At 37.1% G+C, this 21,651-nt stretch carries 16 protein-coding genes; 5 read left to right on the top strand and 11 right to left on the bottom strand.

What is annotated here, in order from left to right:
* The first annotated feature begins 9 nt into the window (after positions 1-9).
* Both F564_RS0114220 and F564_RS0114215 read left to right on the top strand, forming a co-directional pair.
* Complete coding sequence (locus tag F564_RS0114220) at positions 10-5,946, top strand: alpha-2-macroglobulin family protein (protein ID WP_034981698.1); 5,937 nt, start codon at positions 10-12, stop codon at positions 5,944-5,946.
* A gap of 198 nt (positions 5,947-6,144) precedes the next feature.
* Positions 6,145-8,394: a zinc-dependent metalloprotease gene (locus F564_RS0114215; RefSeq protein WP_034981696.1), complete on the top strand. Its 2,250-nt coding sequence runs from the start codon at positions 6,145-6,147 to the stop codon at positions 8,392-8,394.
* Positions 8,395-8,462: 68 nt separating this feature from the next.
* Here F564_RS0114215 and F564_RS0114210 read toward each other — a convergent pair whose 3' ends face one another.
* The 5 genes from F564_RS0114210 to lpdA form a co-directional block, all read right to left on the bottom strand.
* Positions 8,463-9,059: a porin family protein gene (locus tag F564_RS0114210; RefSeq protein WP_028123235.1), complete on the bottom strand. Its 597-nt coding sequence runs from the start codon at positions 9,057-9,059 to the stop codon at positions 8,463-8,465.
* Positions 9,060-9,153: 94 nt separating this feature from the next.
* Positions 9,154-9,843, bottom strand: coding sequence for a porin family protein (locus F564_RS0114205; RefSeq protein WP_028123234.1), 690 nt, complete (start codon positions 9,841-9,843; stop codon positions 9,154-9,156).
* A gap of 145 nt (positions 9,844-9,988) precedes the next feature.
* Entirely contained in the window at positions 9,989-11,035 is a 1,047-nt protein-coding gene (aroB, locus tag F564_RS0114200; RefSeq protein WP_028123233.1) for a 3-dehydroquinate synthase, read from the bottom strand.
* 105 nt (positions 11,036-11,140) lie between these two features.
* Positions 11,141-12,112, bottom strand: a complete 972-nt coding sequence (locus F564_RS20005; protein WP_051259690.1) for a DUF4476 domain-containing protein — start codon at positions 12,110-12,112, stop codon at positions 11,141-11,143.
* Positions 12,113-12,291: 179 nt separating this feature from the next.
* The gene (gene lpdA / locus F564_RS0114190) at positions 12,292-13,695 is read right to left on the bottom strand and encodes a dihydrolipoyl dehydrogenase (RefSeq protein ID WP_028123232.1); all 1,404 of its coding nucleotides are present in this window, start codon (positions 13,693-13,695) and stop codon (positions 12,292-12,294) included.
* A gap of 206 nt (positions 13,696-13,901) precedes the next feature.
* On the opposite strand from lpdA, the gene F564_RS0114185 reads away from it, so the two are divergent.
* Positions 13,902-14,612: a hypothetical protein gene (locus tag F564_RS0114185; protein ID WP_028123231.1), complete on the top strand. Its 711-nt coding sequence runs from the start codon at positions 13,902-13,904 to the stop codon at positions 14,610-14,612.
* A gap of 146 nt (positions 14,613-14,758) precedes the next feature.
* A complete protein-coding gene (locus F564_RS0114180; protein WP_028123230.1) occupies positions 14,759-15,409 on the top strand; it encodes a YggS family pyridoxal phosphate-dependent enzyme in 651 nt (216 codons plus the stop codon).
* Between the two features lie 126 nt (positions 15,410-15,535).
* Here F564_RS0114180 and F564_RS0114175 read toward each other — a convergent pair whose 3' ends face one another.
* The 6 genes from F564_RS0114175 to F564_RS0114145 all read right to left on the bottom strand — a co-directional run bounded on the left by F564_RS0114175 (position 15,536) and on the right by F564_RS0114145 (position 21,184).
* Positions 15,536-16,627, bottom strand: a complete 1,092-nt coding sequence (locus F564_RS0114175; RefSeq protein ID WP_028123229.1) for a glycosyltransferase family 4 protein — start codon at positions 16,625-16,627, stop codon at positions 15,536-15,538.
* Positions 16,624-17,412 (bottom strand): polysaccharide deacetylase family protein, encoded by a 789-nt coding sequence (locus F564_RS0114170; RefSeq protein WP_028123228.1) that lies wholly within the window; start codon positions 17,410-17,412, stop codon positions 16,624-16,626. The genes F564_RS0114175 and F564_RS0114170 overlap by 4 nt, the downstream gene beginning before the upstream one ends.
* 117 nt (positions 17,413-17,529) lie before the next feature.
* Positions 17,530-18,453, bottom strand: coding sequence for a glycosyltransferase family 2 protein (locus tag F564_RS0114160; protein ID WP_028123227.1), 924 nt, complete (start codon positions 18,451-18,453; stop codon positions 17,530-17,532).
* Between the two features lie 11 nt (positions 18,454-18,464).
* Positions 18,465-19,634, bottom strand: coding sequence for a glycosyltransferase family 87 protein (locus F564_RS0114155; protein WP_028123226.1), 1,170 nt, complete (start codon positions 19,632-19,634; stop codon positions 18,465-18,467).
* Positions 19,635-19,729: 95 nt separating this feature from the next.
* Positions 19,730-20,542, bottom strand: coding sequence for a 2,3,4,5-tetrahydropyridine-2,6-dicarboxylate N-succinyltransferase (locus tag F564_RS0114150; RefSeq protein WP_028123225.1), 813 nt, complete (start codon positions 20,540-20,542; stop codon positions 19,730-19,732).
* A 105-nt stretch (positions 20,543-20,647) separates the two neighbouring features.
* A complete protein-coding gene (locus tag F564_RS0114145; protein ID WP_028123224.1) occupies positions 20,648-21,184 on the bottom strand; it encodes a C40 family peptidase in 537 nt (178 codons plus the stop codon).
* A gap of 229 nt (positions 21,185-21,413) precedes the next feature.
* On the opposite strand from F564_RS0114145, the gene F564_RS0114140 reads away from it, so the two are divergent.
* A partial coding sequence (locus F564_RS0114140; RefSeq protein ID WP_028123223.1) for an ISAon1 family transposase N-terminal region protein occupies positions 21,414-21,651 on the top strand: 238 nt, incomplete at its 3' end.

Here is a 21,651-nt window from a genome sequence, read left to right as displayed (position 1 = left end):
AATAAACCTATGAAATTATTAAAATCAGTCTCAGTTTTCTTGCTGATGCTCTTCTTCATCAATTTTTCGGCGCAGAATTACTACGATTCTCAATGGAAAAAAGTGGAAGAAAATTACAAAAAAGGAACTTACAAAAGTAATCTTCCGATCATTCTGGACATTCAAAACCAAGCGATGAAAGACAACAATGCCATCCAAATCATCAAATCTCTGAAAGCGGAGTTTAGCATCCTGAAGCAAACGCACGACGATACTCAGAATGATGAAAACTCCCAATTCTTTTCGAAACTACAAAGCACGAAAACCAAACTGAAAGGCGATGAGAAACAATTATTTCACCTTTTGACGTTGGAATTCATCAACGATTATTACGATAACAATTCTTGGAAAATCAATCAGAAAACGAATATCGACAATCAAAATCTGTCACAAATCGAGACCTGGAGTAAACTGGATTTCAAGAATTTCTTGACTAAAAATTATTCAGAATTGGAGAAAGAAAATTCGGTTTTGAAGAACATTCAGACTCAGAAATACAAAGAAATCTTTGAGGCGACAGAAAATTTGGATTACTTCCCTACTCTTTTGGACTGGTCAAATTTCAATTACATCGAGTTTTTGAGAAATCAAAATCTCTTCACACCCAACGAGTTGAAAGTCAATTCAAAGAAAATCAATGATATTTATGATTCGGAGATTTCGGCTAATTCTGGGAATTCAAAACTGTATTTCCAACATCAGAAAATCAATTATAATTGTGAATTGAATCATTGTAAAGATAAACTTGCTCAACTTGAAAAATTGGTAGGCGATGAATCTGCGAAAGGCGACTACAAAGTTCTGATGATTGATGAAATGATTGAACTTCTTCAGCAAAAAGAGGATAACAAAACGGCTTTGGTTTGGGTCAACAAAGCGAAAGAATTATATCCAAAATCGAAGTTCATCAATAATATTCTTAACAAAGAGAATGCAATAAAAAATCCGCAACTTAATCTGTTTTACGAGAAAGAAACGCAACCTAACAAACCGATTCACATCGTTGCGGAAGGTAAAAATGTGAAGCAATTTTCATTGAATATTTATGAAGTAAAAGATGATTCGCAAGGATTTCTAAATTATGTTTTCGATTCTTACAAAACGCCTTTTTCCAAGGTCAAAAAATCGTTGGTCAGAAAGGATGAATTCAGTTTGCCAGCATCTTCGGATTTCAAAACTCATAAAACATCTTTGGAGCTGAAATCACTTCCAGCAGGGATTTATCTGGCGGAATATGTGGTGGAAAATTCGGTTCAGAGGAATTATCATTTCATTGTTTCAGATTCTAAAATTATCTTTTCTAAAAAAGACGACAGCAATCCAAAAGCGAATATTCTGAAACTCGTCAATAACGAAAACGGAAAAGCTTTCATTAATGAAAACCTTGATATCACCGAATATGTACGCGGAAAAGCAGTTACAAAATACACGGTGAGAACCGACAAATCCGGAAATTTCCAGTTTCCAAATTCTGCAAATCAAGAATATTACAGAAACTTCCTCGTGAAGAATGGAAACAATTTTTCGATGATCAATGTTTACGGTTATGACTATGGCAACCGAAACAAATCTGAAAATCAGGAAAGCGCACAAATTTTCTTAGACAGAAAAATCTACAGACCCGGTCAAATCGTCTATTTCAAAGCGATTGCAACAGGAATCAACGGTGAAACCCAAAAAGTGAAACCACTGGAAAAAGTAAAGTTGAATATCACTTTGAACGATACCAACGGCGAAGACTTACAAACTTTAAAATTGACAACCAATGAATTTGGTTCTGTCAACGGCAGCTTTATTTTGCCTAAAAATAAACTGAACGGGAATTTCAATATCGAAGTTGATGACGATAATAATTCCGCTTATAACATTAGCGGTTATGCAGATTTTCAGGTTGAGGAATACAAACGTCCGAAGTTTGAAGTGACTTTTGAACCGATAAAGGTCGAGTACAAATACGGCCAAACCATCGAGCTGAAAGGAAAAGCGATGATGTTTTCTGGCGTTGCATTGAGCAATTCGACCGTGAATTATGAAATCAAAAAGCAGAATATCCGTTGGCGCTACTTCTGGTGGTATCCGCGTGGAAATGATAACGAAAACTCAATTCTTGGAACCGCAAAAACCAATGAAAAAGGCGAATTCACCATCAAAGTAGAGCTTAAAAAAGACGAAACTTTAGAAGGTATTCAGATTGATAATTACGCCATCAACGCTTCTGTGACGGACATCAACGGCGAAACTCAATCTGCCGATACGAATGTGAAAGTGGCTTCGGTTTCTCATTACATTTCGGCGGACAATGTTGACAATATCTTCTCTGATGAAGCTGTAAAACTGACTGTTTCAACGAAAAATTACAACGACCAAGTTCTTGCAAAATCTTACAATGCAAAACTGGAAAAACTGGAAGAACCGAAGCAGATTTTCAGAAGCCAATTTGAAAATACAATTCAGGACTTGCCAAAACTTTCTAAGGAAGAATTTGTGCAAAAATTCCCGCACGATAGATTTGATAAAACTGGTGAAGAGAAAAACTGGAAGGTCGAAAAAGTAATTGTTGATGGGCTTCGAGAGCCTCAGCCTAACAATGCGAAGGGCTTCGAGAGCCTCAGCCTGACAAATTCAGACAACAAACAACCGACAACCAATTTAGATTTGGGGAAATTGGAAGCAGGAACTTACAAACTTCAACTTTACAATATCGAGGGGAAAGACACGATTAAAACGGAGCAATTCTTCAAAGTTTGGGATAAGAAATCGCTTGGACAAAATCAAAAACCTTTCCTGGAAGCCATTAAACCAAAACAGGATTTCAAGCGTGGTGAAAAGGCAAAAGTGTTTGTTTACTCTGCCGTTCCTGATGCTTTAGTCAACGTTTTTATTCAAAATGGAAAAGGTGAAACGGTGACGGAAACGCATTCTTTCAAAAATGGAATTTTGGAATATGAAACTGTGATTCCGAAAGATGAATCGGTTTCGAGGGTTAATTTACAATTTCAATTGGTTGCGTTTAATGATGTAAAAACGGAGAATGTTGACTTGAAAATCGCTGATAGCAAAGATGATTTGAAAATTGAAACGGTTACCTTCCGCGACAAACTTCAGCCGGGACAAAAAGAAAAATGGACCGTGAAAGTTTCTGGCGTGGATAAAGAGAAAATCAATGCGGAAGTTTTAGCAAGTATGTATGACAAATCGCTTGACCAATTTGCTTCTAATAGTTGGAACTGGCAAGGATTTTATGCTCAGTTTTTCCAGAGTTCGTATGATTTGAGAAATGGTTTAAGTCAGGAAAATTTTAATAAGAATTCTAAATATTTAAAGACTTATAATATTAATAGTCCACAGTTTAATTGGTTTGATGGAGAAATTTATGGAGTCAAAATGAGAACAAAAAATATGATTTACTCAGAAATGGCAATGGCTCCAGTTGCAAATCAATTAAGCGGAAAAGTTGCAGGACTACAGATTTCCAGAGATACAATGAGTAAAAATAAAGAAATTGAAGAAGTTGTCGTAGCAGGATATTCTGCTCAGAAAAAAAACGAAAGTTTAGACAAAATCCCGGTTCGTCAAAACCTCAACGAAACAGCATTTTTCTATCCGAATCTTTTGACGGATAAAGATGGCAATGTAAGTTTTGAATTCACTTCGCCGGAAGCTTTGACACAATGGAAATTGTTGTTTTTGGCACATACTAAAGATGCACGTTCTGCAACTTTGGAAAAATCCGTGGTGACGCAGAAAGAGTTTTCTATCACGCCAAATTACCCAAGATTTCTGCGTGAAGGTGATGAACTGAATCTTCAATCAAAACTATCGAGTTTGGTGAATCAAAAACTGAATGGTGTGGCGCAATTGCAGATTTTGGATGCGTTTACGAATGAAGATATTTCTGAAAAATTCGGGATTAGTCAATTGACGGCGGTTTCTGGATTTAATAAAGAACAAACTTTTACAATGAGTGAAAACGGAAATTCTGTCGTGAATTGGAAAATAAAAGTTCCGAATGATGTTTCATCAATTATCATTAAGATCGTTGCCAAAGCAGGAAACTTCTCAGATGGCGAACAAAAAGCAATCGCAGTTTTGCCAAACAGAATGTTGGTGACGGATGCGCTTCCGATTTTTGTGAAAGAAGGGCAGACGAAAACCTTCACTTTGGAAAATCTGAAAAACTCGAATTCTAAAACTTTGACCAATGTTTCCAACACTTTAGAATTGACGACGAATCCGATTTGGGAAATTATGTTTGCATTGCCAAGTTTGAAAAATGACACGAACAATTCTGCGGATGTCATCTTCAACAAATGGTTTGCGGATGTTTTGGCTTCGGAAATCTTCAAAGCCAATCCGAAACTGAAAACGGTTTTTGATGAATATCAATCGAAAGGTTTACTGACTTCAAATCTTGAAAAAAATCAGGAGCTGAAACAATTGTTGCTGGAAGAAACGCCTTGGGTCTTGGAATCGAAAAACGAAACCGAACAAATGGAAAAACTGGCGAGATTGTTTGATGCGAATACGATGCGAAACTCCATTCAAAATGATTGGATTGAATTGCAGAAATTGCAAAATCCTGATGGTGGTTTTTCTTGGTATGCAGGTTATCCGAGTTCTTATTACAATTCACTTTATATTTTAAAAAATCTTGGAAAAATCAATGAATGGCTGAAAGGAAATGTGGCGGATTATCAAAGTTCTGAACAAAAAGAAATGGTCAAAAAACTGGTTTCTTATGTTGATAATGAAGTGAATAAATATTGGAAGACAGATCAGGACAATGTTTGGAACAACTTCGTCATCGATTATCTCGACACCCGAAATTATTGGGAAAAAGAATATCCTTTAAAAAATAAAGGTGCGAATCTGAAAACTTTGGTAACAGCAAAAGCTAAGACAGCAAAAATTACCGATTTCACTTTCTTTGGATTACATAGAGCTGCATTATTATTTAATAATTATGGTTTGAAAGATGTCTCGAAAAAATTAATGACTTATCTGAAAGAAACTTCTACAGATACGGAAACGCAAGGTGTTTATTGGAAACAAAATCTGAACGATTGGGGTTGGTATTCTTCCAAAACCGTGAATCACGCGGGAGCTTTGGAAGCGTTTAATAAATTGACTCCGACAGATGAAACTTTCATTGAAGAAATGAAAATCTGGCTCGTGACTCAGAAAGAAGTGAATTCCTGGGGAAGTTCACGTGGAACTGCGGAAGTGATTTTCACGATTTTGAATTCAGGGAAATCCTGGACATCTAATGAAAGTGATAAAGCAGAAATCAATTGGGGCCAAAAAGATTTATATCCAGTTCCTCAAACTTCTGCAACAGGATATTTCAAAACTTCTGTAGTTTCGGATAAATTAGATAAGAATCTGGCGACAGTTTCCATCAAAAAAGACAGTCCGGGAATTGTGCAAGGTGGTTTGTTCTGGCAATATTACGAGGATTTGGATAAAATAAAATCTTCGGAAAGTTATATTTCCATTACGAAAGAATTGTACAAAAAAATCAAAACCGAAAACGGCGAAGAATTGGTGAGAATTTCTGAAAATTCACCTTTGAAAGTTGGCGATAAAGTAACGGTAAGAATGATTCTGAACACCGACAGAAATATGGAATTCATACACTTGAAAGATATGAGAGCGGCAGGTTTTGAACCACTGGATGTGATTTCGGGTTACGAATGGAAAAACAATTTGGGTTATTATCAATCCACAAAAGATGCTTCCACCAACTTTTACATCGAGTATATGCCAAAAGGAAAATATGTCTTCGAATATGATTACGTTGCGAACGCCAGTGGAAAATTCAGCAATGGAATTACCACTTTGCAAAACTACTATGCACCGCAGATGAATGCACATACGCAGGGAACGAAAGTGACAATCACTCAATAATACCACAATAATGATGTTAAAATGACAACCAAATAGTAATATTTGGTTGTTTTTTTTTATTTTTAGCCCTTGATACGTCAATATAACAAAGGTCAAATTACAGTCAAAAATTAATAATGTAAATTCTTTTTAAAAAGAAATAAATCAACATGTATCACCCTATTTATCAATCAATTAAACCATAATATTTCATTCATAATGATCAAACAATTACTCACAGCAGCTGGTATTATAGGATCTATTTTACTAAGTGCACAAAAGAATTTTTGGACACCGGTTCAAAATTTCACTGGAAAATCTGGGTTAAAAGACAGAAAAACAACTCCCGCAGCGTACAAACTTTTCAGCTTAAATGTTGAAGGTATCAAATCTGAACTTGCCAAAGCCCCAAACCGCAGTTCTCAAAGTGAGAATCTGGTATTGAAATTCCCTAACGCCAGCGGAAAACTGGTAGATTATGTGGTTTTGGAAGCGCCGGTCATGGAAAGAGAATTATCTGATAAATATCCTGGAATCAAATCTTACATTGGTTATCAGAAAGACGAAAATGGAAATTCTATCAGATTCAGCATTTCACCTTTTGATGGGATTAATGTGATGTATTTTGACAACTGGGATGTGAGTTATATGGATACTTACTCCAATGATATGTCAACCTATATCGTTTACAAGAGAAGCAGTTTGCCCGCAGATCCGGAACGTTTCAATTGCGATTTTGAAAAAGCAAATTTCCAAACGCCACCTACTGCGGAGCCCATTGCCCTGAAAGCTCCAATCGTAAGGGACGGAATGTTTAGAAAATACCGTTTGGCTCTTTCCAGCACGGTAGAATATTCTAACTACCACATCAACAGAGCAGGACTCTCCGCCGGAACAACAGATCAGAAAAAAGCAGCGGTATTAGCAGCTATGAATACAACTATGACAAGAGTAAACGGCGTTTATGAAAAAACAGTTTCTCTTACAATGGTCTTGATTGCAAACAACGATCTATTGCTTTCCATCGGCACAGATGCTTATGGACCAGGATTTACAAACAATGACGGTGCAGCCTTATTAGGAGAAAATCAAGCGTTTACAGATGCAACAGTAGGTAATTCTTCTTATGATATCGGCCACATTTTCAGTACCGGTGGTGGTGGTATTGCCTCCTTACAGTCACCTTGCAGTAGCAGCAGAAAAGCGCAGGGTGTAACCGGATCCAGTGCGCCACGCGCTGATGCTTATGATATAGATTATGTAGCGCACGAAATGGGACACCAGTTCGGAGGCAATCACACGTTTCGTGCTAATACAGGATCTTGCAGTGGCAATGCCAACAACAGCACCGCAGTAGAACCAGGAAGTGGTACTACCATTATGGCATACGCAGGAATCTGTTTGGCAAACAATAATGTACAGACACATAGCGATCCTTATTTTCATTCGGTAAGCGTAAACGAAATGTACAACTTCATTTCCAGAGGAACAGATTGTTCTGTGAAAACACCTAACAATAATACAGTGCCTACTGCAGATGCAGGTTTAGACTATACCATTCCTAACGGGACTGCTTTTGCCTTAACAGGTGCAGGGACCGATGCTGACGGCGATACCCTATCTTATCTTTGGGAGCAGACAGACACCGCAACCATCACTGTCAACCCACAACCACCCACTGCAACAGCAACAGGCGGAACAGTTTTCAGATCATACACACCAACCAGCTCCAAAACAAGATATTTCCCGGCAATGGCTTCTATAGCTGCTAACACCCTGAATTCTAAATGGGAAATGATCCCTACAGTAGCAAGAACTTTGAATTTTTCACTTTTGGTAAATGACAACAAGGCTACCGGAAACCAGTCTGCAAGAGACCTGATGAAAGTGACGGTGACAGCATCCGGCCCTTTCAAAGTGACCTCTCAGGATGCTGCCGCAAACTATGTAGGCGGAAGCTCTATGACTGTAACGTGGGATGTAGCGGGCACCAATATAGCGCCCATCAGTACAGAAAATGTTCAGATCTTGATCTCTTCCGATAACGGACTTACCTACAACACTGTGCTTGCAGAAAGCGTTCCTAATACAGGAACTGCAACAGTGACTCTTCCTAATGAAGATAATGGGAATGCAAGAATTATGGTGAAAGCGGTAAACAATATTTATTTCGCTGTCAATGCAGCCAGATTTAATATCAATAAAAACCTTGCCGTGACTGAATCTGCTTTGAATAAAGGTTTTGCCATCTATCCAAACCCTGCAAAAGGTGAAGTGAATATCTCTCTGTCTCATGCAGTGAAAGGTGCAACTTACCAAATTATGGATCTATCAGGAAAATTAATTGCAACTGGATCTTTGGAAACCGAAAAAACAAAAGTCAATATCTCAACGCTGAGAACAGGAACTTACAGAATCGTCATTTCTAATAACGGAGAAATAACAAGTAAAAATCTTATTGTTAAATAACTAATTTATAAAACAAAAGACATAAAAAAAGACCGACGGATGTTGGTCTTTTTTTATGCTTTAAAATTCTATAAGCCATACTGTAGACCTATTTGAAGCGTATTATTACGCAGTTGTTTGGCATCGTTGCTCCAACTTGTGGATCCTGATTTTTTGATATCCGTAAAGCCTGCAATATATCTGGCTCCTATCGTTATATTGTTGACCCTGAAACCTACACCAACTGCTCCACCCAGGTCAAAACTATTGTAATTGGAATTGTTTCTGTATTTTTTCACTGTTACAATATCATCAGTTTTGTTGCGGTCACTATTTCCAATCAGAAAAGAAAACTGAGGACCTGCTTCTACAAATAATTTGGGAATAGGCTCAAACTGAAACATCACAGGCGCAGAAACATAATCCAGACCTAACGTGTGAGACACTTTATCATTGTCATATTTTACACCAATACTGTTATACAAAACCTCTGGCTGAATACTGAAAACACTATTGACAGAAGCGTGCATATAAACACCGACATAGTAGCCCAATTTGGCGTTGGTATCATCCCAACTTCTTTCTTTACTAATTGTAGAAATATTAGCGCCACCTTTTATCCCAAAAGACTGTGCAGAAACCGTCATTGCTGCAGAAATTGCCAAAACCTGAAATATCTTCTTCATATATATAATTGTTTATGATTCACAAAAATATGCATTACGAAACAAAAAAAGACCGAATTAATCGGCCTTTTGTACTATTTAATATTCTGTAATACTAGAATTTGTAAGACAATCCAACTTGGAAAGTATTGTTTCTGTTTTTGTTATCATTATTTTCTAATGATGTATTACCATTTTCGTCATTATTCTTTTTGTTGATATCTGTGAAACCTGCAACATATCTCGCATTGATACCTAAATTAGGTGTAAAATTAAAACCTAAACCAAGAGCTGCTCCCATATTGAAACCACTAAAATTATCTTTCATTTCTCTAGAAGAATAAGACTCGCTGTCCGTAGAAGTGCTTCCTCCAACAGTTGTAGTGGTGGTCGTGTCACCTTTAGCTTTTGCTCCAACAAGGAATCCAAATTCTGGACCTGCTTCCAAATAAAATGCTGGTGTAGCTTTGAATTGGAACATTACTGGTACAGTGATATAATCTAGGTTAAGACTTGCAGAGTTTCTTACAGTTGTATTTGCACCTGCAAAATCAGTTTTATAAGTGTCTACTGTTTTGGCTCCCATCTGGCTATACAAAACCTCTGGCTGGATGCTGAACATTTCTGATATTGGCGCATTCATAAACACACCGCCATAGAAACCTGCTTTAGATTTTGAATCTTCATAACCATCGTCTGAGATTGAAGAAATGTTAAGACCTGCTTTTAAACCGAATTGTGGACTTGTTTGAGCGAATGCAAAAGTTCCTGCTACCAAACCTAATCCTAAAAATAACTTTTTCATAATATCAAATTTTAATTTTGTTTTACGGGAAACATACTTTCAAATACTTTGCCAAAAAATTAAAAATAATTGATACTTTTTTAAATCCAGCAGCCAAATAATTTATTACCAATGCATTAAAAATGATATTTTGTAAATAATATTTTTAATTTACATTCATATCTTTATAGAAATCCAGGGTCAAATTGATTTGGTCAGCGTGTAATTTCTGATCATAAACACAGTTTCCAATACCTGTAATCAATGAAAAATTAATATTTCCATCTTCATTTTTCTTATCATTGAACATCAGATTCAGGATATCTTCATTTCTAAATTCAGATATATCAATGTAGGGATAGAACCTTTGGATCTTACTTATAACATTTGACGACTGCTCCACATCTACCAAGCCAGCCAGAAGCGCCAAATGGGTTTCGCAGATCATACCCAGTGCAACTGCCTCGCCGTGAGGGATCAATGCTCCTTTTCTGAGGAAAAGACTTTCTACTGCGTGGCCAATGGTGTGACCGAAGTTTAGGATCTTGCGGACGTTTTCTTCTTTAAAATCTTTCGTCACCACCTCATTTTTGATCGCCATACTTCTACTGATGTACGGCGCCACGTCTTGTGGTGTGATCTTAAAAAGAGAGCTGAGCTCATTCCAATGATTGCTGTCTGCGATCAAACCGTGCTTCAGCATTTCTGCAAAACCACTTCTAAGCTCCTTAAAATCAAGACTTTCCAGAAATTTTGGATAGAAGAAAATCCTTTCAGGTAAAGCAAATGTTCCGATGATATTTTTAAGATACTGATGATCGATGCCTGTTTTACCACCAATTGACGCATCACACATCGCAAGCAAAGTGGTAGGAATATTGATGAATCTGAATCCCCTTTTATAAGTTGATGCCACAAAACCGCCCATATCCGTCACTACGCCTCCACCAAGATTTATGAGAAGCGATTTTCTGTCCGCTTCCATTTCGGAGAATATTTCCCAAAGCTGCGTTGCTGTTCCGATGTTTTTATTTTCCTCACCTGCTTCTATTTCGATGATCTCAAAAGGCGCATCCGTTTCCAGATTAGCAAGCAAGATTGGGAGACAATGGTCGTGCGTATTTTCATCAACCAAAATAAAGATTTTGCTAGGCATGAGAATGTCTATATATTCATTAAGACTGGTAAAATCTTTATCTAATTCCTGTATCATAACTCTAATTTTAACAAAAATAAAAACAAATTGATTAGCTTTCTCACTTATTGCAACATTAATTTGATTTTAAAAAAAAGAGAAGCAATCAGCTTCTCTTAAGTTCTACAATTTTGAAATATAATCCCTTAATTCCTGAGCAGAATTCTGAAATTGAAACGATGGATAAATCCTAAAATAATTAATCGGATCCACACATTTTTTATAAGCAAATTTTGCAATTTCTAATCTGTCATTGTCATAAGATAAAGCTTCGACTAGCGTCTTCACCTGCTCAGAAGACACCAGGGCATTCTTCAGCTGATGTTTTATTAAAGAAACCTTTTCATCTGCAAACTTCGCGGTTTTTAGGACCTGCAGAAAAGCGTTGAAAGTCTGTTGATTCATCACACGTCCGTCCATACTTTCTTGATTATTACCATAAGATCCTGGATTATGACCGTTGTAACCGCCGTAATCACCATTCCCATAATTTGGATCCCATTGTCCAGAAGCACCATTGTAAGGAGAATTCCAGACATCATTCCATACGTCGCCATAGTTTCCGTAAGCCTGACTTTGAAGCGGGTAAGTTGCCAACAGATACAAGCCTTGACGATTAAAGAAATCTAATACCAATCGGGAATTGTTACGCACATTGATTCTGGTTCTGTAGATCAAATAGCCATTTCCATAAATTGAAACAGGCAGAGAACCCGGAATCAAATCAAAAAATCTGTATTTACCGGAAGAATTGGAAAACATCTGATCGCCTACTTCCACGGTGTAAAAACCACGTTCTGGAATTCTAATGAATACTTCCGCATAGCCCAAAGCATAATTTTGATTCCAGTCATAATTCGGCATTGTTCTGTTACCGGCATTATTGTTTGAGCCACTATGATGCTGACCCTGATTTTGATTTCTGTTACCAGAACTATCATTCAAGCTTCCTATTTTCCCAGACATGTCGCTCCTTTTGGTCTGCATTTCAATTTTTGAAGCTTCATTTTTCAGGAGTTCCCCAGCTTTTCCGGCTTCTTGTCCGAAAGTGCCAAGGCTTAAGACGAAAAGGTAGGTCGTAACTATTTTTTTCATTGCTAATGATTTTATTTCTAATTGCCGAAACAACGCTACAAATATGCCAAATTTCCAATCATTAATGAAATGTTTTAAAAATTAAATGATATATTCTCTAATAGATTGGTAATATTACAATTAAAAAGAGAGAAGCAAAAACTTGCCTCTCTCTTTATTATCATTTAAAAACTTGATGACTACATATGGATGGACCGCTTTCCGGTCGCGTCCAAAGCGGCTTCTTTTACCGCTTCTGCATAAGTTGGATGTGCGTGAGAACTTCTTGCGATATCTTCTGCACTTGCACGGAACTCCATTGCGATAACGCCTTCTGCAATAAGATCCGCTGCTCTTGCGCCAATCATATGGAACCCTAGAACTTCATCTGTTTTCTCGTCAGCGATGATCTTTACAAATCCGTCTGTGTCGCCACTTGCACGGCTTCGTCCTAAGGCTCTCATAGGGAAACTTCCCACTTTGTAAGCGACGCCTTCTTCTTTCAGCTGCTCTTCTGTTTTACCAACTCCGGCAACTTCCGGCCAGGTGTAAACAACGCCAGGGATCAGGTTATAATTGATATGCGGTTTTTGACCAGCCAGGATCTCAGCTACCAAAGTTCCTTCCTCTTCTGCTTTGTGAGCCAACATTGCACCTTTGACAACGTCACCAATAGCGTAGATGTTAGAAACATTGGTCTGCAAATGTTCATTGGTTTTCACTCTTCCTCTTTCGTCAAGTTCTACACCAGCTTTTTCCAGTCCAAGTCCGTCTGTATAAGGTCTTCTTCCTACAGAAACCAGAACATAATCGCCTTCGAAATTGACTTCTTCTCCTTTTTTATTTTTAGCCGTTACTTTTACAGAATCACCGTTTCTTTCCACTGCAGAAACAGCCGTAGAAAGTTCGAATTTCATGCCTTGTTTTCTAAGCACTTTTTGCAATTCTTTAGATAGACTTCCGTCCATTCCAGGAATTATTTTATCCATAAACTCAACCACAGTTACCTGAGAACCTAATCTCAAATAAACAGAACCAAGCTCAAGGCCAATCACACCTCCACCGATCACGACCAAGTGTTTCGGGATTTCTTTAAGATTAAGTGCTTCTGTAGAAGTGATGATTCTTTCTTTATCAAGATTGATGAAAGGCAGACTAGATGGTTTGGAACCAGTTGCGATGATTGTATATTTTGACTCGATCACTTCGGAAGAACCGTCGTTTTTGGAAACTTTGATCTGAGTTGCAGATTCGAAACTTCCCAGGCCTTCAAAAACCGTGATTTTATTTTTATCCATCAAAAAGTTGATTCCCTTTGTTGTTTGATCCACCACTTCGTTTTTGCGGGCAATCATTCTTGCGATGTCAGCAGTCGGCTCATTGATGATGATCCCGTGATTTGCAAAGTCGTGTTTTGCCTTTTCGAAATGTTCAGAACTATCAAGCAAAGCTTTTGAAGGGATACAACCCACATTGAGACAAGTTCCGCCCAAAGTAGAATATTTCTCAATAATTGCTGTTTTGAAACCCAATTGCGCTGCTCTGATTGCAGCAACATAGCCACCAGGACCAGAACCGATAACGGTTACATCAAATTGACTCATATATTTTTGATTATTATTCGAATATAAATTTCCTCAAATTTACGAATTTTGGTTTAACTAAATAGTGATTTTGCTCAGAATTATATTTGAATCTATAAATACGAAGTCAACGTAATTTAGGATTGTTTTTATAAAATTTTTAGGTTTTACGGAAAACCGTATTAATTATATCCGAAAGAAAATTATTTTTGAATAAAAATTTTAAAATGAAAAAAATTACCATTTATTTATTTGCTGCAATATTCTCTTTGTCAAGTTGTAACAAGGTTATTGATAAAAAAGTTTCACTTGAAACTGCTAAAGATGATATTAAAGAAATAAAAGAAAAATACAAAGATGAATATACTGAAGAAGATTTTGACGCTTTGTCAAACAAATTAATAGGAAATGTTTTTGGCGCATTTTTAACAAAAGGAGAAGATGCTGCGAAAGGAGTCAAATTTGAAAAAACTTACAAAGATTATTTAGAAGAGGCGAAAAAAGAAAGATTAGAAAAAGAAAAATTAGCAGCCGAAGCAAAAAAAAAGGAATCAGAAAAAATTGCGAAAATGAATGCAGCTTCTGTTGTTACAATTTACGGATATAATTATCATAAAGCAGATTCTAACAACTATGAATTTCAGGATTATCACATTTTTAAATATGCTGTAAAAAACAAATCTTCAAAGGAAATCAAAGCTATAAAATTTCATTTTAACATCTATAATTCATTAGGGGATGAATTAGGTTCTGGATATGAAATGAGTTTAACAAATGATAAAATCCAACCCAACTCAACTTTCCAAAACAATATGATGTTTGATGCTAATTCCTATAATTCTGATGATAATAAATTAGGTTCTTCCAAATTTGAAGATATAAAATTTGAAATTATTGTAGATAAAATTGTTTTTTCTGATGGAACAACTTTAGAGTAAAACCTTGACTAAAAAATATTCTCTAATTACTAAACAATATAAACAACCTCTTCTTAAACAATTTAAAAGAGGTTTATTTTTTTAATAAAGAATACCACAATTTTAATCTCTATTTTTGCATTATACTTTTTAAAACTTCATTAAAAATGTCACTCGAAACCAATTATCAAAATATCCTTTCCCAACTTCCTGAAAATGTAAAACTGGTGACGGTTTCCAAAACCAATCCGGCTGATAAAATTAAAGAAGTTTATGATCTGGGGCAACGCGCTTTCGGCGAGAATAAAGTGCAGGAACTCTTGGAGAAACAGGCTGTTCTTCCGAATGATATAGAATGGCACTTGATTGGACATCTTCAAACTAATAAAGTGAAATTTGTCGCAGGTTTTATCGCAATGATAGAAAGCGTTGACAGCAAAAAACTTTTGAAAGAAATTGATAAAGAAGCCGCGAAAAACAGTCGGAAAGTTAATGTTTTGCTACAGGTAAAAATCGCGAAGGAAGACACCAAATTCGGATTGACAGTTGATGAAGCTAAAGATATTTTCAATAATTATCTTGAAGGAAATTATCCAAATATAGAGATCAAAGGCTTGATGGGAATGGCTAGTTTTGTGGATGATGAAACTCAGATCCGTGAAGAATTCGGCATTTTGAAACAACTTTTTGATGATCTTTCAGCATTAAAACCATTAGAAACTTTATCTATGGGAATGAGCGGCGATTTTCCTTTGGCTATTGAATGTGGTTCTAATTCCGTGCGAGTTGGATCAGCTATTTTTGGTGAAAGAAACTAATCATTTTTATCGCTCAAATAATTTGAAATGAAAAATTCTTCAAGTCGCAAATTTTAAAACTTTGCGACATTTTTAATAAGTGAACTGAAAATTATTTTTTTTGCGACTTTGCGTAGCCGAATTGAGTTACAAACTTTCATACACCTTCATCACCTCTTGGGCAATCACCTCATCATTGAATTTTTGTACGAACACCAAACCTTTCTCTGCACGGCGTTTTCTCTCTGATTCATTGTCCCAAAGAAAATTAATTTTTGATCTGATATCGTTCACATTTTTTGGATCGATGTACACAGAATCCGGTCCACCAGCTTCCGGGAGACAGCTTGTATTGCTCGTGATCACTACGGTTTCGGAAAATAAAGCTTCTATCACCGGAATACCAAAACCTTCGAAAAAACTTGGATAAATAAATATTTCTGCCAGTTTATAAATGGCAGCCAGCTCGTTCATAGAAACACCTTGCAGGAACTGAACCTGGACTTTACTTTCTACAATTTCTTTTTCTATGAGTTTAAAATAGTTCTTTTTCTTACCACCAACCACTACCAGCGGAATATCTGTTCCCTTCAGTGCTTTGATGATATTTAGAAGGTTTTTTCTAGGTTCAATAGTTCCGACATTCAGAACAAATTTTTCCGGAAGACTAAATTTTTCTTTAATTTGATTTAGAAAGTCTGCTGATTGCTTTTCTTTAAAACTTTGATGACAACCTTGATAAACTATATCAATCTTGCTCTCCGGAACATTTAAATAATGAATGACATCCAGTTTTGTCTGCTCAGAAATGGCGATAATTTTATCTGCTGATTGTGCCGCTCTTTTGAATTTCCAAAAATGGATTTTACGGTCGATCCATGTGTAATATTCCGGAAATCGTTCGAAGATGAGATCGTGGATCGTCACTACTTTTTTGATTGGTTTTTGGTTCCATTTCAAGGGTAATTCGCCGGACAATCCGTGAAAAATATCAGCATCGAGATTTTGCGCATCTTTCCCCATTTTGAATTGGCGAGACAAGGTTCCTTTGGACGTTTTTACGTGCGAAACGTTCGGAAGTTCTAAAATACATTTGCCCCTCTCCGACTTTTTTTTACTAATGAGAACATACTGATTCTGTGGATAAATCTTTGAAAGAATCCGCACCAGATCACGGGAATAATTTCCTAATCCTGATACACTGGAAAAAGCGCGTTTGGCATCGTAAGCAATCTTCATGAGCTCTTTTTTACGTTTTGGTTATTTAAGAAATTCCTGATTGTTCCAAATTCATAGTTGTTTTTCTTTGCCCAAATTATGAAATTTTCAAAGCGGATTTCCATTTGTCTTCCTGTATTTTTAAATGTATATCCCGGCAATTTATACTTCGGATCAGAAATATCATTAAACTCCCAGGGATGAAAATAGATGTTCAAAAATCCTGTCGAACTTAATGATAACTTGGACAGCAACTGATAAAACCAAAGTGGAAAGTTATGAAAACTTAACCAAAACAACGGAACTCTAAACATGGTAGAAACCGAGGCCGGAAACTGAATCACTTTCCCTTGCCAAAATGGTTTTCTGCTGACTTTAAAATGATTATATCTCCCGGGAAGATAAGTTGGATTGATGGAAGAATTATAAACATAGCCCGCATCTGCCACTGCTTTTTCTGCTACAGGACTCATTCTCGGCATTCTAAGACCAGTCACTTCTGTTTGGAATAATTTTTCTAATTCCTGTTTTGATTCTGCCAAATGCTCTTCTTTGAAATCGGAATGAAACCAAGTGTGGGAAGCCAGCTCGTGGCCTTGTGATAATAATTGGGTGATCAGATCCTGGTTTTCTCTGGCAAAAACAACGGTGGAAAAAAAAGTGGCTTTGACATCCTGTCTCTTCAGAATATTAAGAATATTTTGCAGACCTTTTCTTGAAACGGAGATCTGCTCCTGAAAAGGAATCTCGCCCTGGTATTCCAAAGGCATATCGAATTCTTCTATGTCAAAACTGAGTAATATCATTGGGTCTTGGTTTGTTGTTGGATCTGCAGCCCGGCCTGAGTGGAGCTCTTTTTCTTTTTTATCAAAAAAAGAAAAAAGCGGGAACGGAGGACGGATAAAGCTGCCATCAAATTTAAATTATAATTTTTTGGACCGGACAATATAAATAGGACGGTCCTTGATCTGTTTGAATATTTTGCCCATATAAATGCCGAGGATTCCCAATATGATGAGCTGGACACCTCCGAAAAAGACAACAGTCATAATGAGCGATGCCCAACCGGAAATCTCGGTTTTGTTGATGAATGAATAGATCACGTAAGGCACGTACAGCAATGGTAATAATGAAAAAAAGAAACCGAGGTAAGCCGCCAAATACAAAGGCTTCACACTGAAAGCGGTGATTCCTGTGAATGCAAATTTGATCATCCTTCCCAAGCTGTACTTGCTGCTTCCAGCAAAGCGGTCAGCTGCTACGAATGGTATGGCAAACTGTTTGAAACCCATCCACTTTACCAGACCACGAAGAAAAATATCGGATTCTCCGGAACTCCTGATCACATGTACCACAGAAGCATCCATCAGTCGGAAATCGGAACTTCCTTTTTCCAGCTCGACATCGGACAAACTGGAAAGCAAATGGTAGAAAAAATCAGATGTTTTTCTCTTGAAGTAACTGATATTTTTGGAATATTTTCTGATCGTATAGACGATATCAAAACCTTCTTCCCACTTCCGAATCAATTGTGGTATCATCTCTGGCGGATGCTGCATATCGCCATCCATTGAAATAACACAGTTACCTTCTGAAAAATCCAGACCTGCCTTGACCGCATTCTGATGACCGAAATTTCTTGAAAACTCGATGAACTTGACCGCCGCAAATCTATCAGAAAGATCTTCTAAAACTGCTTGGGTATTGTCTCGGCTACCATCGTTCACAAAAATAATTTCATAATCATATTCTGACAAAGTTGTGAAGACGTCATCAATTGCCTGTCTGATATGTGCAAGATTCTCCTCCTCATTGAAAGCCGGAATAACTATGGAAATTTTTTTCATTGAAATGATGATTAGTCTAATTGATAATCCTTCTCGAAATCCTTTGTCAGCAACTCATACATTACTCTGAACCAAATGATGATGCAGGGAATGGCTTTGGTAGCATATTTTATAAAATAGTCTTCTTTGATAAATTTGGGAAACAGATCCGAAAATGCAAAACAAGTGAAAATCATCACAAAAATCAATAAGCCGATGTCAATTTTTGAAAGTTTTTTCTGCATCATAAACCAGATCATCACGCCTGAAACGGCGATAATATAGGTCGGACTTTCTGAGCCTGAACTGAATAACACCAAAAACAACAAGGAGGAAGCGAGAATCATCAGCTGAAAATTTAGATTTTTGTATTGTTTTACCCGGAGATAAGGCAGCATAAACAGTACAAATCCCGGGATAACAAACAGAAGGTTGGACAAATCGGCTCTTCCCAAAATCCGTCTCACGACGCCCATCAAAGAATAATCCTGACGGCTTGTCAATGATTGATTGGACAGATTCTTTTCGGACAAAGACACATACCAATCCACGTAAGACTGAATCCCAAATTCTTTACTCGAAATAAGCATTGGCAATATCAAAAACACAATTACAATGGCTAAAAATGAAATGATAAACTTTGTTTTGTTCTTGATGAAGAAAAAAGCCGACAATCCAACGATCCCATAAAGTTTGACAAAAGTTCCCGTGAGAATGGCAAAGGCTGACTGCGCTTCTTTTCTTTCGTAGATCCAGATGGCGGACAACATCAACAATCCCGTCAAAATGATATTAAACTGGAAATAGGTGGCAGCTGTGATAAATTCCTGTAGGCAAAGCCAGGCAAAAAAAGACTTCTTCTTGTCTGAAAACGGAAGTTTATAAATGGCATAGAGAAAAACCAAAGTGCTGGCAACATTCCATAAAACAGCGCCAAAAGCATCAGGCATCATCGCAAAAGGAGCGATCAACAGACTGAAAAATATGCCGTAATGATTGCTGTCAAAAAACAGATCCGGATATTGCAGAAAAATATTCTTCTCCTGTATTGTATTATGAAAAACGCCTTTGAAAATGAGATAATTGTTATAACCGCCCGTTCCCCGTTTATACTTGCTATAAGCTGTTATAGCGGCAACAATAACATACACTACAAAAATAATCCGATAATCCGAGATCAGTTTCAGGAACTTCTGCTTCACAATGTGCTCTTAGGTTTAGTTTAAAAAAAATGTCATTCCAATAAGAAGTTAGATTCTCATTAGAATGACAAATATAAGTTTAAAATCAATAGCTGTTAAACTGCTACATTATTTTCTCTCAACGCATCATTAAGAGAGGTTTTCTTATCCGTAGATGCTTTTCTTTTGCCAATAATCAAGGCACAAGGTACCTGAAACTCACCAGCCGGAAACTGTTTGGTATAACTTCCCGGGATCACCACAGAACGTTCTGGAACATAACCTTTGGTTTCGATTGGTTCTGGCCCTGTCACATCAATAATTTTGGTGGACATTGTCAAACAAACATTAGCTCCCAAGACAGCTTCTTTACCAACACGTACACCTTCTACAACGATACAACGCGAGCCAATAAATGCATCATCCTCTATGATAACCGGAGCAGCCTGTAATGGTTCCAAAACACCACCGATTCCTACACCACCACTTAGGTGGACATTTTTACCGATCTGTGCACAGCTACCCACCGTTGCCCAGGTATCTACCATCGTTCCAGAATCTACGTAAGCACCGATGTTCACGTAGGAAGGCATCAGGATCACGCCGCTTGCTACAAAACTACCGTGTCTTGCGATGGCATGAGGCACTACTCTAACACCTTTTTCTGCGTAATTTTTCTTCAAAGGAATTTTATCATGAAACTCAAAAGGGCCAACTTCTATGGTTTCCATAGTCTGGATCGGGAAATACATCACCACACCTTTCTTCACCCATTCGTTGATCTGCCAGCCGTTTTCCGTAGGTTCTGCCGTACGCAATTCTCCTGCGTCCAGTTTTGCAACTACTTCTCTTACAGCGTTCTGATATTCTTCTTCTTTCAAAAGCTCGCGGTTATCCCAAGCTTTTTCGATTTTTTCCTGTAAAGACATATTTTTTATAAATGATAATTGATTAATGATAATTGATAAACTGCTAATGGCAATGACCTTTTCTTATTTGCTCAAAAACAATTGTCTGCCGCAAAAATAATAAAACTAAAGCACACTTCTTGCAAAAAGGAAAGCTTTGTTCCAATAGGCCTCATTGAGAGACGAGATGATGACGCCCTTGGATGTGGATGCGTGGATAAAGGTGACTTCACCACTGTTCATAATATCATGTACGATCCCTACATGCGTCACTGCTGAACCACCAGAAGTTGCAAAGAACAAGAGGTCACCAGGTCTCGCTTCGGCGATACTGATGGAAGAACCAGTTTTTCCCTGATCCTGAGAACGCCGAGGCATTTTCCGGCTGTTCTCGTCAAAAACCTTACACACCAATCCTGAACAGTCAAAGCCAGCTTTTGTATTGCCTGCATATTTGTAAGGCGTTCCCAGATAGTTTTCTGCATCGTTGATCACAGCAGCCCTAGCACCAGAGACATTCCCGGAATAACTAGAGTTCAGTTTTTTAAGATTGGCAGATTTGGAGGTCGTCGGTTTTTTGTACGAATATTTTTTTGCAGACTTTGAAGCACCACAAGAAGCCAGAATGATTGAAAATAGAATTACCAGTACAGATCTTTTCATTGAGTCGATTATTATAGTAATTTTTTTTTCGATAGATGAATCATTTGACAGTCTTACAAAAATAGAACAGATATCCAAATCAAACAAGGTTTTGAATTAAAATTAACCGTAAAATAACAAAAAAGAAGCTTGCTTCTGTAGACTTCTATCAATTGATTGTTTGAATCTGAACAAATCCGGATCAATTCCAAAACTTGGGGAGAAAGATAAAAATTAATAATTTTGAAGGATGTTAAATGATGTCGAACTCCTTAAATTATTTTTACCGGAACTTCTCATTGAGTATTTTGAGATTGTAAAATTTGAAGAAGAAAACCAAATCCTGCACATCTATTTTGAAGAGAAAAATACTGCTCCGAAAGAGTTTTCTTCTCTGCTATTACAGTCAAAAGGTTTTGTTCCGGAAATAACCGTTGATGATTTTCCTCTGCGTGGAAAAACAGTAAAACTCCACATCAAACGCAGAA

This window comes from Epilithonimonas tenax DSM 16811 (assembly GCF_000428485.1).
GTDB classification, from domain to species: domain Bacteria; phylum Bacteroidota; class Bacteroidia; order Flavobacteriales; family Weeksellaceae; genus Epilithonimonas; species Epilithonimonas tenax.
Note: the sequence above shows the minus strand (reverse complement) of the source record. Positions and strands in the feature narration are given on the sequence as shown.

Bases quoted from the DNA above. Each gene is read 5' to 3' on its own strand.
- F564_RS0114220 (WP_034981698.1), top strand. From the start codon at position 10: ATGAAATTATTAAAATCAGTCTCAGTTTTCTTGCTGATGCTCTTCTTC.
- F564_RS0114215 (WP_034981696.1), top strand. From the start codon at position 6,145: ATGATCAAACAATTACTCACAGCAGCTGGTATTATAGGATCTATTTTA.
- F564_RS0114210 (WP_028123235.1), bottom strand. From the start codon at position 9,059: ATGAAGAAGATATTTCAGGTTTTGGCAATTTCTGCAGCAATGACGGTT.
- F564_RS0114205 (WP_028123234.1), bottom strand. From the start codon at position 9,843: ATGAAAAAGTTATTTTTAGGATTAGGTTTGGTAGCAGGAACTTTTGCA.
- aroB (WP_028123233.1), bottom strand. From the start codon at position 11,035: ATGATACAGGAATTAGATAAAGATTTTACCAGTCTTAATGAATATATA.
- F564_RS20005 (WP_051259690.1), bottom strand. From the start codon at position 12,112: ATGAAAAAAATAGTTACGACCTACCTTTTCGTCTTAAGCCTTGGCACT.
- lpdA (WP_028123232.1), bottom strand. From the start codon at position 13,695: ATGAGTCAATTTGATGTAACCGTTATCGGTTCTGGTCCTGGTGGCTAT.
- F564_RS0114185 (WP_028123231.1), top strand. From the start codon at position 13,902: ATGAAAAAAATTACCATTTATTTATTTGCTGCAATATTCTCTTTGTCA.
- F564_RS0114180 (WP_028123230.1), top strand. From the start codon at position 14,759: ATGTCACTCGAAACCAATTATCAAAATATCCTTTCCCAACTTCCTGAA.
- F564_RS0114175 (WP_028123229.1), bottom strand. From the start codon at position 16,627: ATGAAGATTGCTTACGATGCCAAACGCGCTTTTTCCAGTGTATCAGGA.
- F564_RS0114170 (WP_028123228.1), bottom strand. From the start codon at position 17,412: ATGATATTACTCAGTTTTGACATAGAAGAATTCGATATGCCTTTGGAA.
- F564_RS0114160 (WP_028123227.1), bottom strand. From the start codon at position 18,453: ATGAAAAAAATTTCCATAGTTATTCCGGCTTTCAATGAGGAGGAGAAT.
- F564_RS0114150 (WP_028123225.1), bottom strand. From the start codon at position 20,542: ATGTCTTTACAGGAAAAAATCGAAAAAGCTTGGGATAACCGCGAGCTT.
- F564_RS0114145 (WP_028123224.1), bottom strand. From the start codon at position 21,184: ATGAAAAGATCTGTACTGGTAATTCTATTTTCAATCATTCTGGCTTCT.